The organism is Bradyrhizobium sp. SZCCT0153, assembly GCF_018129995.1.
GTDB classification, from domain to species: Bacteria; Pseudomonadota; Alphaproteobacteria; order Rhizobiales; family Xanthobacteraceae; genus Bradyrhizobium; species Bradyrhizobium japonicum_G.
Genome location: NZ_JAFCKS010000002.1, coordinates 500,740 through 515,212, shown reverse-complemented (window position 1 = coordinate 515,212; position 14,473 = coordinate 500,740). Strand labels below are relative to the sequence as shown.

The 14,473-nt window shown below is 64.2% G+C and carries 9 protein-coding genes; 5 read left to right on the top strand and 4 right to left on the bottom strand.

The annotated features are described in order from the left end of the window. Positions 1-8 precede the first annotated feature (8 nt). The gene (locus tag JQ572_RS10185; RefSeq protein ID WP_211382871.1) at positions 9-779 is read left to right on the top strand and encodes an SDR family NAD(P)-dependent oxidoreductase; all 771 of its coding nucleotides are present in this window, start codon (positions 9-11) and stop codon (positions 777-779) included. Positions 780-916: 137 nt separating this feature from the next. Here JQ572_RS10185 and JQ572_RS10180 read toward each other — a convergent pair whose 3' ends face one another. The 3 genes from JQ572_RS10180 to JQ572_RS10170 are packed head-to-tail and all read right to left on the bottom strand — an operon-like array spanning position 917 to position 6,694. Then, positions 917-4,360, bottom strand: coding sequence for an error-prone DNA polymerase (locus JQ572_RS10180; RefSeq protein ID WP_211382870.1), 3,444 nt, complete (start codon positions 4,358-4,360; stop codon positions 917-919). Further along, the gene (locus JQ572_RS10175) at positions 4,357-6,009 is read right to left on the bottom strand and encodes a Y-family DNA polymerase (protein WP_211382869.1); all 1,653 of its coding nucleotides are present in this window, start codon (positions 6,007-6,009) and stop codon (positions 4,357-4,359) included. Before JQ572_RS10175 ends, JQ572_RS10180 begins: the two co-directional genes overlap by 4 nt. Next, complete coding sequence (locus JQ572_RS10170; RefSeq protein WP_211382868.1) at positions 5,906-6,694, bottom strand: ImuA family protein; 789 nt, start codon at positions 6,692-6,694, stop codon at positions 5,906-5,908. Before JQ572_RS10170 ends, JQ572_RS10175 begins: the two co-directional genes overlap by 104 nt. 164 nt (positions 6,695-6,858) lie before the next feature. On the opposite strand from JQ572_RS10170, the gene JQ572_RS10165 reads away from it, so the two are divergent. From JQ572_RS10165 to JQ572_RS10155, 3 genes are all read left to right on the top strand, one after another. Next, on the top strand, positions 6,859-8,094 hold the full coding sequence (locus tag JQ572_RS10165; protein WP_211382867.1) for a putative DNA modification/repair radical SAM protein: 1,236 nt from the start codon (positions 6,859-6,861) through the stop codon (positions 8,092-8,094). Continuing rightward, positions 8,094-9,536 carry a UdgX family uracil-DNA binding protein gene (locus tag JQ572_RS10160; protein WP_211382866.1) on the top strand — a complete coding sequence of 481 codons (1,443 nt, stop codon included), beginning with the start codon at positions 8,094-8,096 and terminating at the stop codon, positions 9,534-9,536. The genes JQ572_RS10165 and JQ572_RS10160 overlap by 1 nt, the downstream gene beginning before the upstream one ends. Before the next feature lie 120 nt (positions 9,537-9,656). Next, the gene (locus JQ572_RS10155) at positions 9,657-11,279 is read left to right on the top strand and encodes an inorganic phosphate transporter (RefSeq protein ID WP_211382865.1); all 1,623 of its coding nucleotides are present in this window, start codon (positions 9,657-9,659) and stop codon (positions 11,277-11,279) included. 72 nt (positions 11,280-11,351) lie between these two features. On the opposite strand, the gene JQ572_RS10150 is transcribed toward JQ572_RS10155, so the two are convergent. Next, positions 11,352-12,524 carry a M20 aminoacylase family protein gene (locus tag JQ572_RS10150; protein WP_211382864.1) on the bottom strand — a complete coding sequence of 391 codons (1,173 nt, stop codon included), beginning with the start codon at positions 12,522-12,524 and terminating at the stop codon, positions 11,352-11,354. 202 nt (positions 12,525-12,726) lie between these two features. Here JQ572_RS10150 and JQ572_RS10145 point away from each other — a divergent pair, with 202 nt between their 5' ends. Continuing rightward, positions 12,727-14,346: a GMC family oxidoreductase gene (locus JQ572_RS10145; protein ID WP_211382863.1), complete on the top strand. Its 1,620-nt coding sequence runs from the start codon at positions 12,727-12,729 to the stop codon at positions 14,344-14,346. Positions 14,347-14,473 lie beyond the last annotated feature (127 nt).

Genomic DNA, 14,473 nt, shown 5'->3' with positions numbered 1-14,473 from the left:
ACCAAACAATGGATCTCGGTCTCAAAGGCAAGAACGCCGTCGTACTCGGCGGCACGCGCGGCATCGGGCGGGCGATTGCGGCAACGCTGGCCGGTGAAGGCGCCAATGTCGCGGTGTGTGCGCGCAACGCCGACCAGGTCGCGGCTACCGTCGCTGAACTGAAGTCCAGCGGCATCCGCGCGACCGGCGGCCCGGTCGATGTCACCGACGGCGCGGCGCTGAAATCCTGGATCGAGGGCGCTGCACGCGAACTCGGCGGCATCGACATGCTGTTCTCCAACGCGGGCGCGATGGCACAAGGCCATGATGCCGCATCGTGGGAACAGAATTTTCGGCTCGACGTGCTCGGCGCCGTGCACGCGTTCGACGCCGCGCGGCCGTTCCTCGAGGCCGGCGGCGAGACGAGCGGCGATGCCGCCTTCGTCATCATTTCATCGATTTCGGCGGCGCAGGCCGATCTCGCCAGCTCCTACGGCCCGATCAAGGCGGCCCTGATCCACATGGCCAAGGGGCTGGCGCGGCAATATGCCAAGAAGAAGATCCGCGTCAACGTGGTGTCGCCCGGCACGGTCTATTTCAAGGGCGGCGTCTGGAACATGATCGAGCAGAACATGCCCGAGCGTTACAATGATGCGATGAAGCGCAATCCGACAGGCCGCATGGCGACGCCTCAGGAGATCGCGAGCGCAGCGGTGTTTCTGGCAAGCCCGGTGTCGGGGTTCACGACGGGATCGAATCTCGTCGTGGATGGGGCGATCTCGAACCGGGTGAATTTTTAGGGAAGCGGAGCATCATCACCGAAGAACTTGTAGGGTGGCGAAGCGTGCCCACCGCTTTCGCGAAAGAACCTAGAACGTGGGCACGGCGCTTACGCGCCTTTGCCCACCCTACGGCAGCTTCGTTAGAGGGAAGCACCTCAATGAAAATCGCGCGACGGCGGCAGGATGCGGACGTTGCGGGGGTGGCGGATCTTTTGCGCGGGGGTATCCGCGTGGTCGCGGCGGTCGTCGTTGAGCGGCTCGACCACGGTAGCGCCTGCCGGCACTGGATGCTTGCGGCTGAGTGCATCGTTGGCGAGGCTGACCAGATCGTGCGAGCGGTCGACCATGCGCTGCGCGATCAGATGCGTCACCTTTTCGGGGCTGCTCTGGATATAGCCCTCGACCAGGATGAGGCGCGCGCCCATCACCTCCTTGCGGTACTGCTCCATGATCTTGGGCCACACCACGACATTGGCGATGCCGGTTTCGTCCTCCAGCGTCATGAACACGACGCCGCTGGCGCTGCCCGGCCGCTGCCGCACCAGCACGACGCCGGCGCAGCGGACGCGTCGCCGCTCGTTCTCGTGGCTGATCTCCTTGCAGGCCACCACCCGCTCGCGCGAAAGCATCCCGCGCAAAAATTCCATCGGATGGCCCTTCAGCGATAGCCGGATGGTCTGGTAGTCCGCGACCACCTGCTCGGCCCGCGGCATCACCGGCAAGGGTTTGGCGTGCTCGTCCGGCTGCTCGCGCGCGGTGGCGGCCTCGAACAGCGGCAGCGGTACGTCGTCGGGCAACCGCCGCACCTGCCACAGCGCCTCGCGGCGATCGAGCCCGAGCGAGCGGAAGGCATCGGCATCGGCGAGCAGAATCAGCGCACGCTTGGGCAGGCCGGTGTCGCGGGCGAAGTCTTCCAGCGAGGTGAACGGCCGGCGATTGCGGGCGGCGACGATGCGGGCGGCCCAGTCTTCCTTCACCTCCCCCGGGAGAGGGAGCACAATCCCGTCATGGCTCGCGCTTCCGCCTTCGCTCTCCGAGCTTCGGCGGACAAGTTGCGCACTCCGGAATGACAGTTGAGAGCGTTTCAGCCTCTCCTCATCCTCATCGAGCCAGTGAAACCCGTCGATCTGGCGGAAACCGAGGCGCACGGCGCAATATTTGCCGCGTCCCTCCTCCAGCGTGTTCTGCGCGAAACTGTAGGACACGTCGATGTCGCGCACCTCGACGCCGTTCTTGCGCGCATCGCCGACGATCTGCGCCGGGGCGTAGAAGCCCATCGGCTGCGAGTTCAGCAGGCCGCAGCAGAAGGCGTCGGGATGATGATGCTTCAGCCACGAGGAGATGTAGACGAGCTGTGCGAAGCTCGCGGCATGGCTCTCGGGAAAACCGTAGGAGCCGAAACCCTTGATCTGGTCGAAACAGCTTCTGGCGAAGTTGGGATCGTAACCGCGCGCGACCATGTTGCCGATCAGCTTCTCTTCGTATTGGCCGATGGTGCCGACATTGCGGAATGTCGCCATCGAGCGACGCAGGCCGTTGGCTTCCTCGGAGGTGAATTTTGCCGCCTCGATCGCGATACGCATCGCCTGCTCCTGGAACAGAGGCACGCCCTTGGTCTTGTGTAGCACCTTGTAGAGCTCGTCCGCTGGACCATGCTCGGGCGATGGCGAGGGATAACGAACCTCCTCCTGACCGTTCCGCCGCCGCAAGTACGGATGCACCATGTCGCCCTGGATCGGACCGGGACGCACGATCGCGACTTCGATGACGAGATCGTAGAAGGTCCGCGGCTTCAGCCGCGGCAGCATGTTCATCTGTGCGCGGCTTTCGACCTGGAACACGCCGAGCGATTCCCCGAGGCACAGCATGTCGTAGACTTTTGGATCGTCCTGCGGGACGCTCGCCAGCACCCAGCGCTCACCCTTGTGCCGGTCGATCAGATCAAAGCATTTCCTGATGCAGGTCAGCATTCCGAGCGCCAGCACGTCGACCTTCATCATGCTGAGCGCGTCGACGTCGTCCTTGTCCCATTCGATGAAGGTACGCTCGTCCATCGCGGCGTTGCCGATCGGCACATAGGTGTCGAGCCGGTCTTGCGTGAGCACATAGCCGCCGACATGCTGGGACAGATGACGCGGGAATTCGATCAGTTCGGTCGCAAGCTCGACTGCGAGGTTGATCATCGGATTTTTCGGATCGAGCCCGGCCTGCCTGACCTGCATGTCGTTGAGGCCCTTGCCCCAGCTTCCCCACACGGTGTCGGCGAGTGCGGCGGTGACGTCCTCGGTCAAGCCCAGCGCCTTGCCGACGTCGCGGATGGCGCTGCGCGGGCGATAATGAATGACGGTCGCGATGATCGCGGCGCGGTGGCGGCCGTAGCGGCGATAGACATATTGCATCACCTCCTCGCGCCGTGAATGCTCGAAATCGACGTCGATGTCCGGCGGCTCCAGCCGCTCCTTGGAGATGAAGCGCTCGAACAGCAGATCGACCTTGGTCGGATCGACCGAGGTGATGCCGAGCACGTAGCACACGGCCGAGTTCGCCGCCGATCCCCGCCCCTGGCACAAAATATTCTGGCTGCGCGCATAGTGCACGATGTCGTGCACGGTGAGGAAATAATGCGCGTATTTCAGCTCGGCGATCAGCGCGAGCTCTTTCTTCAGCGTCGCGCGAAGCTTCTCATCGATCTTTCCGGCGAAATATGTCTGCACGCCCGCCCAGGTCAAATCCTCCAGATGCCCTTGCGCGGTCTTGCCCGGCGGCACCGGCTCGTCCGGATACTGGTACTTGAGCTGGTCGAGTGTGAACTCGATCCTGTCCGCAAAGCGCATGGTCTCCGCGACCGCTTCGGGGAAGTCGCGGAACAGCCGGGACATCTCCCTGGGCGTCTTCAGAAAGCGCTCGGCATTGGCCTCAAGCTTGCGTCCGACCGCCCCGATCGTGGTCTTTTCCCGGATGCAGGTCAGCACGTCCTGAAGCGGACGGCGGCCGGGATCGTGATAAAGCACCTCGTTGGTCGCGAGCAGCGGCACTTTTGCTTTTGCGGCGAGATCATCGAGCCGCACCAGGCGGCGCCGGTCGTCGCCGCGGTAGATCAGGCTCACCGCCAGCCACACGCCCCCGGCGCGACTTGTCTTCAGCTTGGCGAGAATGTCCTGCGCCTGCGCCGCATCGAAACGGTGCGGCAGCGTCAGGATCAGGAGCTGGCCTTCCGAGAACTCGAGAAGGTCAGCAAACCTGAGATGGCATTCGCCCTTTTCGATCCGCGTGATGTCATCGCCGCGCTTGCCTCTGGTGAGAAGCTGGCACAGCCGGCCATAGGCGGCGCGGTCGCGCGGATAGACAAAAATGTCGGGCGTGCCGTCGATGAAGACGATGCGCGTGCCGATCAGCAGCTTGGGCTTGTGTCGCACCTTGTCATTGTCGAGCTCCTTGTAGGCCCGCACCACGCCGGCCAGCGTGTTGTGATCGGCGATGCCGATCACGGGAATGCCGAGCTTGCTTGCCTGATGCACATAGGCGCGCGGATCCGAGCCGCCGCGCAGGAAGGAGAAATTGGTGGTGATGCCGATCTCGGCATAAGCGGGCGCATTCATGCGAAGAGACCGTGCACATACCAGCCGGGAGGAACAGGCTTGCCGTCGTCGTCAAAACACTCCCCCTCGTAGAGACCATCGCGAAAGATCCAGAAGCGCAGGCCCTCGGCATCCTCGATGCGGAAATAATCCCGCGTCAGCTGCCTGCCGTCCTGCCGCCACCATTCCATCGCGATGCGCTCGGGCCCTTCCACCCGTACCACGGCATGCTGCACGCGCCGCCAGGTGAATTGATGCGGCGGCCCGTCGGGCACGGTCGCGAACGGCACCGCGACCGGTTCGGGCCTGTCGAACAACCGCAAGGGACGCAATGGCGGCTCACTCTCGGTGCGCGCGGGCCATTCGGCCTGCATGGCGGCAGCGAGATGATGCTGCGCCGGCGCGGCCAGCACCGCACATTCGGGAATATGGGTGTCCTGCGGCAGATGCACGACGACGCGCTTTCCGCCGATGCGCGCGGCAATGCGGTCGATCAATGCGGAGAGCTCGTCATTGTCGTGGACGTGGGCGTCGAGATCGCGCTGCTCCTGCACCACGATCTCGGTCCGGCTCGCCGACAGCCGCACCATGTCGAAGCCGAAGCCGGGATCCAGGGGATCGGCGAGCGCATCGAGGCGCTCGCGGAACAGACGATCGATGACTTTGCCTTGCGTCACCGGCCTCCCGGTCTCGACCATGATCGCACGCACCGCGCCGTCGGTGCGGAAGAAGGCGGCTTCCAGCCGGCGCGCGCCCTTGCCCTGCTTCTCCATCGACGCGATCAGCGTGTCGGCGAGCCGCGACAGCGTCATCGCGATCATGGTGTCGGTTGCGATCGGCTCGGCGAAGCGTTTTTCCACGATGTAGTCGGGCAGCGGTTTTCGCGGGTTGATCGGCGCATCGCCCTGCCCTAGCGCATGCGCGAGCAGCGTGGAGAACCGTGCGCCGAACCGCGCCGTGATTTCATGTGGTTCGCGGGAAGCGACATCGCCGATGGTCTTCAGGCCGGCGCGGCGCAAGCCCGTGGTGATGGCCTCGCCCGCGCCGAGCGCCGACACCGGAAACCGGCTGATCGCCGCCGCCTCCCCGCCATCGGCAACGATGGTGCCCGTGGTCTGGCGCGTCAGCGTACGCGCGCAGACCGAGGTGCCTGCAATTGCCGCACTGACGGCAAAGCCTTGTCGGCCGAGCGCGCGGACCAGCGTCTGCAGCAGTGCCGCTTCTCCGCCGAACAGATGCGCGCAGCCGGTAATGTCCAGAAACAGCCCATGCGGCGGATCGAGCGCCACCAGCGGCGTGAAGCGGTCGCACCAGTCGGCGATGTCGCTGAGCGTCTTCGCATCGGCCACGGTATCAGCGTCGAACACCCGCAGGTCCGGGCACATCGCCCGGGCATTGGCCAGGGGCTGGCCGATATGCAGGCCGAGGCGCTCGGCGGCCTCGTCCAGCGCATGGATCACCAGCGCATTGTTGTCCTTGATGACGACGATGCTGGGATCGTCTTTTTGTTTCGACGCGTTTCCTTCACGCAAACCGGTACCCACTTCGCTTGAAAACGCTTTGTCATTACCCAGTCCGACGTCGTTGAAGAACCGCTGGATCCGGTCGATGGGCAGGCGCGGCAGCCACAGGCTGAGGATACGTCGACGGTTCAGAGAACTGGCACTCATCACATTTCCATTCCATGATCCACCGGCCGCATGGGCCGTGACGATTGCGCAAGAGTTCAACATCGAAACGCGGCGCGCCCCAGGCGCTCCACGCGACCCCCGGCGGCGAATGCGCCGCCCGCAGCATCCATCGGGTCTCGGCGGTCGACGGCAGCGGTTGCGCGGCCATCCGCAGCAGCAGGCCGGTGACACCGGAGCCTTGCGCAGCCAGTGTCAGCTTGCGGCTCGCCACGAGATCGAACTGTCTCGTCTCACCCCAAAGCTCGAGCACGACGGCGCCCAGCGCATCGCAGGCGAGCGCATCGGCCGACGTGCGTAGCGCGCTCTCGACATCGGCGGCGCGCACCATCACCACGCGGCGCGGATCGAGGCCGAGCTCGGCGAGCCCGCTCATCGACAGCGCGCCGGTTTCAATTTCCGAAAAATCCTGCCGCACCCACAGCAGCGGTTTGCGCGCGGTCACGCGCCCCGCAAGCCCGCTGACAAAACCCGTCGCGGCCGTCCCCTGGCGCCCCTCGCAAAACACCTCGTGGATCACCGCGCGCGCGAGCCCGCCTTTCAGCGCGCTGTCGACCTCGCCATGGCCGAGCGCGACGCGATCGCGCTGATGGACGACCTCCGCGGTCTCGATGCGCTCGATCTGGCCGCGCAAGGTCGCAAGCGCGCTGATGCGTGCGCCGCTCATGGTCGCCGCTCCTTCAGGGGTGATTGCCGGTGGCTCTCAAAAATAAGAACCCGCGGCTGGCTCAATTGTTCATGATATGTTCTAATATAAAACTAACGGCGCCCCTGGAGTCAATCGAATTGGCGCTCTGTCGGATTCATGAGCGGAATCAAAGGGATTCAAACATGGACGTGCAACGCAAGCTGGAAATCCTGGCGGACGCTGCCAAGTACGACGCGTCCTGCGCCTCCAGCGGCACCGAGAAGCGGGACTCCAGCGACGGCAAGGGCATGGGCTCGACCGCGCCCGGCATGGGCATCTGCCATTCCTACGCGCCTGACGGACGCTGCATCTCGCTGCTGAAGGTGCTGCTGACCAACGCCTGCAATTACGATTGCCTCTATTGCGTCAACCGCGCCTCCTCCAACGTGCCGCGCGCCCGCTTCACCGTCGAGGAGGTGGTCAAGCTCACGCTCGACTTCTACCGGCGCAATTACATCGAAGGGCTGTTTCTCTCCTCCGGCATCATCCGGAGCCCCGACTACACCATGGAGCAGGTGGTGAGCGTCGCGCGCAAACTGCGCGAGGAGCATCACTTCCGCGGTTACATCCACCTGAAGACCATTCCGGAGGCCGACGACGCGCTGATCGCGGAGGCCGGCAAATATGCCGATCGTCTCTCCATCAACATCGAGATGCCCGAGGAGACGAGCCTGCAGCAATTTGCGCCGGAGAAGGACGTGCGCGCGATCCGCCGTACCATGGGCCGGCTGCGGCTGAAGCTGGACGAGGCCGAGGACAGCCGCAAAGCAAAGACGAAGGCCAGGCCGCAACGCTTCGCGCCCGCCGGCCAAAGCACGCAGATGATCGTCGGCGCCGATAGCGCCTCCGACCACACCATTCTCCACACCAGTTCCAATCTTTACGGCTCATACAAGTTAAGGCGCGTCTATTATTCCGCCTTCAGCCCGATCCCCGACGCCAGCCGCGCCTTGCCTCTGGTGCAGCCGCCGCTGCTGCGCGAGCACCGGCTCTACCAGGCCGACTGGCTGATGCGGTTCTACGGCTTCGATGTCGGCGAGATCGTCGACGACAGCGCGATGCTGCCGCTCGACATCGATCCGAAGCTCGCCTGGGCGCTGCGCCATCGCGACCGCTTTCCGCTCGACATCAACCGCGCCAGCCGCGAGGAGCTGCTGCGCGTGCCGGGCTTCGGCACCAGGGCGGTCGAACGCATCATCGCGACGCGGCGCACCACCACAATCCGCCTCGCCGATCTCGCCCGGCTGCACGTGCCTCGCAACAAGGTCCTGCCGTTCATCGTCCTCAGCGATCACAGGCCCGCCCCGCATCGTCTCGATGCTGCCGGGTTGATCGAACGGTTCAGGCCGAAGGCAACACAACTGGGGTTTGGCTTCTGATGCACTACATCATCCTCGATCACGAAACCGATTTCGACGGCTGGCGCAAAGCTGCGCGCAGCCTCGTGCTTCATCATGTGCAGCCCACCGATGTCGCCTGGACCGTGCAAGGCCGCGAAGCAGAATTATTCGCGCCGCAAGCGCCGTCTCCGATCCTCGCGGTGAACGACGGCACCTTCAACGTATCAGGCAAATTCGTCGAGCTCGCCAAGGCCGCGATCCTGCATCGCGATCCCGAACGCTTTGCGATCCTCTATCGCCTGCTCTGGCGCCTGAAAGACCATCACGATCTGATCGAGGTCGCGATCGATCCTGACGTCGTGCTGGTCACTGCGATGGCCCGAGCCGTCCATCGCGACGAGCACAAGATGCATGCCTTCGTGCGCTTCCGCGAGATCGGCCGCGAACGCGAGGCGCATTATGTCGCCTGGTTCGAGCCGGAGCATCACATCGTCGAACTCGCCGCGCCATTCTTCGCCAAGCGCTTTGCCGACATGCCCTGGTCGATCCTGACGCCGGACCTCTGTGCGCATTGGGACGGCCATGCGCTCTCGTTCACGCCGGGAGTCAGCAAGAGCGAGGCACCGGGCGAAGACCGGCTCGAGGAAACCTGGCGGCGCTACTACGCCAGCATCTTCAATCCCGCCCGGCTCAAGGTGAAGGCGATGCAGGCCGAGATGCCGAAGAAATACTGGAGGAACCTGCCCGAGGCTTCGATCATTAAGCCTCTGATCGAGGACGCCGAGCGCATGACCGGCGCCATGATCGCCAATGCCGCAACCGATCCGCACAAGCCCCAAAAGCGGCCGGAGGCTCCGATGACTCGCAAGACTTCCGCAAACGATCTCGAAGCTCTCCGTGAGGAAGCCGCGCATTGCCGCGCCTGCCATCTCTACAAGGACGCGACCCAGACCGTGTTCGGCGAGGGCCCGAAGCACGCCAACATCATGCTGGTCGGCGAACAGCCCGGCGACAAGGAAGACCTCGCCGGTCATCCCTTCGTCGGCCCGGCCGGCCAGATGCTCGACCGTGCGCTGGAGGAGGCCGGTGTCGATCGCAAGAAGGTCTATGTCACCAACGCGGTGAAGCACTTCAAATTCGTGCCGCGCGGAAAGATCCGCCTGCACCAGAAGCCGAATACGCCTGAAATCAAAGCGTGCCGGCAATGGTTCGAACGGGAAGTCTCGGCAATCCAGCCCGATCTGATCGTGGCGATGGGCGCTACCGCCGCGCAAAGCGTGTTCGGCAGGATCACCCCCATCGGCAAGACCCGCGGCCGGCTCATCGACCTTCCCGACGGACGCAAAGCGCTGGTGACGGTGCACCCATCTTACTTGCTGCGGCTGCCCGATCCGGAAGACAAAGCGCTGGAATATCAGCTCTTTGTCGAAGATCTGAAGATCGCCGGGTCGTTGCAGAAGAAAGCCGTACGCGCGGCCTGACCTGCGCCCTGCTGCAGGGCGCCATGCGACCGAGAAGTCCCCTCATTTCAAGTCGCCCATTTCAACCGCCTGTCACATGCCTCGCGCAAAATCGAAGCACAGGGACAGGAGAAATTTTCAATGAGTGACGTTGCTTTGCCCGGCTCCATCGAACCGGCCTTGGGCAGGGGCCCGGACCTCGATCGCGGCTTTCATCCGCTCACCGGTATCGTGTACCTGGGCGTCATCGCTGCGGCGCTGCTGTTCGTTGCTTACAGCATCTGGGTCGACGTCGATGCCACCGGTACACAGGTTAAGACCTACGCGCCCTTCATCCTTCTGTTCGTCGCGCTGTTGATCGCGCTCGGCTTCGAGTTCGTCAACGGCTTCCATGACACGGCCAATGCGGTCGCGACCGTGATTTACACGCGCTCGCTGCCCGCCCATGTCGCCGTGGTGTGGTCCGGCATGTTCAACCTGTTCGGCGTGCTGCTCTCGAGCGGTGCGGTCGCGTTCGGCATCGTCTCGCTGCTGCCGGTCGAGTTGATCCTCCAGGTCGGCTCCAGCGCCGGTTTCGCCATGGTGTTCGCGCTGTTGATCGCGGCCATCATCTGGAACGTCGGTACCTGGTACTTTGGACTGCCGGCCTCAAGCTCGCACACGCTGATCGGCTCGATCATGGGCGTGGGCATCATGAACGCGCTGCTGCACGGCCGTAGCGGCACATCGGGTGTCGACTGGTCGCAGGCAACCAATATCGGCAAGGCACTCCTGCTTTCGCCGCTATTCGGCTTCGCGCTTGCTGCCGTCCTGCTGTTGATCCTGCGCAGCGTGCTCCTGCGCGCCACGCCTGCCCTGTTCGGTGAACCCAAAGGTGACCAGCCGCAGCCGTTGTGGATCCGCGGCATCCTGATACTCACCTGCACGCTGGTCAGCTTCTTCCACGGCTCCAATGACGGCCAGAAGGGCATGGGCCTGATCATGCTGATCCTGATCGGTACCGTGCCGACGGCTTATGCGCTCAACCGCGCGCTGCCGGAAACACAGATCGAGGCGTTCGTCAATAACTCGGCCGCTGCCAGCAAGGTGATCGAAGCCAAAGCCGCCGGCTACAACGTGATCGGCAACCCGCGGCCGGCCGTCACCAATTATGTGGCTCAGCACGAGGTCAACGGTGGAACCTTCCCGTCACTTGCCGTTCTCGTGCGTGATATCGCCAAGCAGGTCACCACCTATGGCTCGCTCGCGAAGGTACCGGCAGAAGCAGTCGGCAACACCCGCAACGACATGTACCTCGCCTCGGAAGCGCTCCGCTTTCTGATGAAGGACAAGGAAGCCGAACTCAGCGCCGACGAAGTAAGCGTGCTCAACGCCTACAAGGGTTCGCTCGATAGCGCCACGAAATTCATCCCGGGCTGGGTGAAGATCGCGGTCGCCATTGCGCTCGGCCTCGGCACCATGGTCGGCTGGAAGCGCATCGTCGTCACGGTCGGCGAGAAGATCGGCAAGACGCACCTGACTTACGCGCAAGGGGCCTGCGCCGAGATCACCGCGGCCGCCACCATCGCCGCGGCCGACGGCTACGGTCTGCCGGTCTCGACAACGCACGTGCTGTCGTCAGGCATCGCCGGCACCATGGCCGCCAACGGCTCGGGGCTGCAATGGGCGACGATCCGCAACATTGCGATGGCCTGGGTGCTCACCCTGCCGGCAGCGATGATCATCTCGGGAGCGTTGTACTACATGTTCTCGCGGGTGTTCTGAACAATCGTATCACTCGAGGACAAAGGGCCCGTGCGATGCACGGGCCCTTATCATTTGTGCTCGGATTCAGCCCTACGACGCCGCCAGCGATTCCTCGACCAGCTTGACCCAGTAGGACGTGCCGAACACGATCGCCTCGTCGTTGAAATTGTAGGCGGGGTGATGCAGGCCGGCGCTGTCGCCATTGCCGCAGAAGATGAAGGCACCGGGGCGCGCTTCCAGCATGTAGGCGAAATCCTCGCCGCCCATCAGCGGCGGCATCTCGTGCACATTGGCATCTCCCGCAACTTGCCTTGCGATACGCCGCGCCACCTCGGTCTCCGCGGCGTGGTTGTTCACGACCGGATAGTTGCGCTTGTAGTGCAGGTCGATCTTGGCACCGGTGATCTGCGCCACGCCAGCGACAACCTCGTGCACGCGCTTCTCGACGAGCTTGCGCACCTCCGGCGACAATGTGCGGATGGTGCCCCTCAGCGTCGCAGTTTGCGGAATGACGTTGCGGGCATTTCCCGCGTGGAACTCGCAGATCGAGATCACGGCCGATTCCAGCGGATCGACGCTACGCGCCACGATCGACTGCAATGCAGTGATCACCTGTGCGCCGACCAGCACGGAATCGATGCATTTGTGCGGACGCGCGGCATGACCGCCGAGGCCCTCGATCATGATGTCGACCTCGTCGGTCGCTGCCATGATCGGACCCGGGCGGATCGCGAACGAGCCGATCGGGATGCCCGGGCCGTTGTGCATGCCGTAGACCTGCTCGATGCCGAAGCGTTCCATCAGCCCGTCCTTGACCATGGCCGCGCCGCCGGCGCCGCCCTCCTCGGCCGGCTGGAAGATCACGACAGCATCGCCGGCAAAATTGCGGGTCTCGGCGAGGTAGCGGGCCGCCCCAAGCAGCATCGCGGTGTGGCCGTCATGGCCGCAGGCGTGCATCTTGCCCGGAATCTTCGAGGCGTAAGGCAGGTTGGTCTGTTCCTCGACCGGCAGCGCATCCATGTCGGCGCGCAGGCCGATGGTCTTGAGCCCTTCGCCGGCCGGCTTGTTGCCCTTGATCACGCCGACCACGCCGGTCTGGCCAAGGCCGGTCACGACCTCGTCGCAGCCGAATTCGCGCAGCCGGTCCGCGACGAATGCTGCGGTGCGGTGGACGTCATACAGCAGCTCAGGATGCTCATGGATGTCCCGGCGCCAGGCCTGAATATCGGGTTGAAGGTCGGCGACGCGGTTCACGATGGGCATGGAGGGTCTCAAGCTTTGTTGAAAATGCAGGACTGTCTACCATGCAAGCGCCAGTCCACCCAACTGCCGCGGGCCGAGGGTAACCCTGTCCTCTCGTCATGGCCGGGCTTGTCCCGGCCGTCCGCGTCTGACTATTAGGACGGAAAGTGCGTGGATGCCCGGGACAAGCCCGGACATGATGCGCTTATTGGGTGGAAACAGAATGCCAAGCCGGCTCGAAGGTGAGTTTGACTACATTGTCGTCGGGGCAGGCACGGCGGGATGCATCCTCGCCAACCGGCTCTCGGCCGATCCGAAAAACCGCGTCCTCATTCTCGAAGCCGGCGGCGACGACAACTGGATCTGGTTCCACATTCCGGTCGGCTATCTCTTCGCCATCGGCAATCCGCGCTCTGACTGGATGTTCAAGACCGAGGCCGAGCCGGGCCTGAACGGCCGCTCGCTTGCCTATCCCCGCGGCAAGGTGATCGGCGGCTGCTCCGCGATCAACGCCATGATCTCGATGCGCGGCCAGGCCGCCGACTACGATCACTGGCGCCAGCTCGGCATGACCGGTTGGGGCTATGACGACGTGCTGCCGCTGTTCAGGCGGCTAGAGGATCACTTCCTCGGCGCCAGCGAACATCACGGCACGGGCGGCGGCTGGCGCATCGAGGCGCCGCGGCTGTCGTGGGACGTTCTCGATGCCGTCGGCGACGCCGCCGAGGAGATGGGCATCAAGCGCATCCCGGATTTCAACACGGGCGACAACGAAGGCACCAGCTATTTCCACGTCAACCAGAAGCGCGGCCGGCGCTGGTCGTCGGCCCGCGGCTTCCTCAAGCCCGCGCTGAACCGCCCCAACCTGCGGCTCGAGAAGCACGTGCTGGTCGAGCGCCTCATCATCGAGCAGGGTCGCGCCGTCGGCGTACGCTTCATCCAGAATGGCGAGGTCATGGAAGCGCGTGCAAAACGTGAGGTAATCCTCTCCGCGGGTGCGATCGGCTCGGTGCAGGTGCTGCATCGCTCCGGCATCGGGCCCGCCGACTGGCTGTCGCCGCTCGGGATCGACATCGTCATGGACAAGCCCGGTGTCGGTCGCAATCTTCAGGATCACCTCCAGCAGCGCGCGATCTACAAGGTCGACGGCGTGCGCACGTTGAACGAAACCTATTACAATCTGTTCCGCCGCGGCCTGATGGGGCTCGACTACGCCTTCCGCCGCCGCGGCCCGCTGACCATGGCGCCGTCGCAGCTCGGCATCTTCACACGCTCCGATGCGACTCGCGCGCGCGCCAATATCCAGTTCCACGTGCAGCCGCTGTCGCTCGACAAGTTCGGCGATCCCCTGCACCGCTTCCCGGCGATCACGGTCAGCGCCTGCAATCTCCAGCCGACCTCGCGCGGCACCGTGCGCCTGCGCGCAGCTAGCCCAGACGAAAAGCCGATCATCGCGCCGAACTATCTGTCGACCGACGACGACCGCCAGGTCGGCGCCGATGCCATCCGTACCACCCGCCGCCTGATGCAGCAGAAGGCGCTCGCAAAGTACCACCCGAGCGAGTATCTGCCCGGCCCCTCCGTCGGCGATGACGACGCCTCGCTTGCCAAAGCCGCCGGCGATATCGGCACCACCATCTTCCATCCCGTCGGCACCGCGAAGATGGGCGCGGCAAACGATCCAATGGCGGTGGTCGACGAGCGCCTGCGCTTCTACGGGCTCGACGGCCTGCGTATCGTCGATGCCTCGATTATGCCAACCATCACCTCGGGCAACACCAACACGCCGACGGCGATGATTGCGGAGAAAGGCGCCGCGATGATTTTGGAGGATGCGCGTTGAACGCGTAGCCCAGTCTCGCAGCGAAATCCGGGCCCCGCTCCCACCACTTCACGAAAACGTCATCGCCTCCCGCGAATAAACCCACCCCTCCCTCAATCACCTCTCCGAAGCCCAATTCCGGGCGAAG

Bases quoted from the DNA above. Each gene is read 5' to 3' on its own strand.
- JQ572_RS10175 (WP_211382869.1), bottom strand. From the start codon at position 6,009: ATGAGTGCCAGTTCTCTGAACCGTCGACGTATCCTCAGCCTGTGGCTG.
- JQ572_RS10150 (WP_211382864.1), bottom strand. From the start codon at position 12,524: ATGCCCATCGTGAACCGCGTCGCCGACCTTCAACCCGATATTCAGGCC.
- JQ572_RS10185 (WP_211382871.1), top strand. From the start codon at position 9: ATGGATCTCGGTCTCAAAGGCAAGAACGCCGTCGTACTCGGCGGCACG.
- JQ572_RS10170 (WP_211382868.1), bottom strand. From the start codon at position 6,694: ATGAGCGGCGCACGCATCAGCGCGCTTGCGACCTTGCGCGGCCAGATC.
- JQ572_RS10160 (WP_211382866.1), top strand. From the start codon at position 8,094: ATGCACTACATCATCCTCGATCACGAAACCGATTTCGACGGCTGGCGC.
- JQ572_RS10155 (WP_211382865.1), top strand. From the start codon at position 9,657: ATGAGTGACGTTGCTTTGCCCGGCTCCATCGAACCGGCCTTGGGCAGG.
- JQ572_RS10165 (WP_211382867.1), top strand. From the start codon at position 6,859: ATGGACGTGCAACGCAAGCTGGAAATCCTGGCGGACGCTGCCAAGTAC.
- JQ572_RS10180 (WP_211382870.1), bottom strand. From the start codon at position 4,360: ATGAATGCGCCCGCTTATGCCGAGATCGGCATCACCACCAATTTCTCC.
- JQ572_RS10145 (WP_211382863.1), top strand. From the start codon at position 12,727: ATGCCAAGCCGGCTCGAAGGTGAGTTTGACTACATTGTCGTCGGGGCA.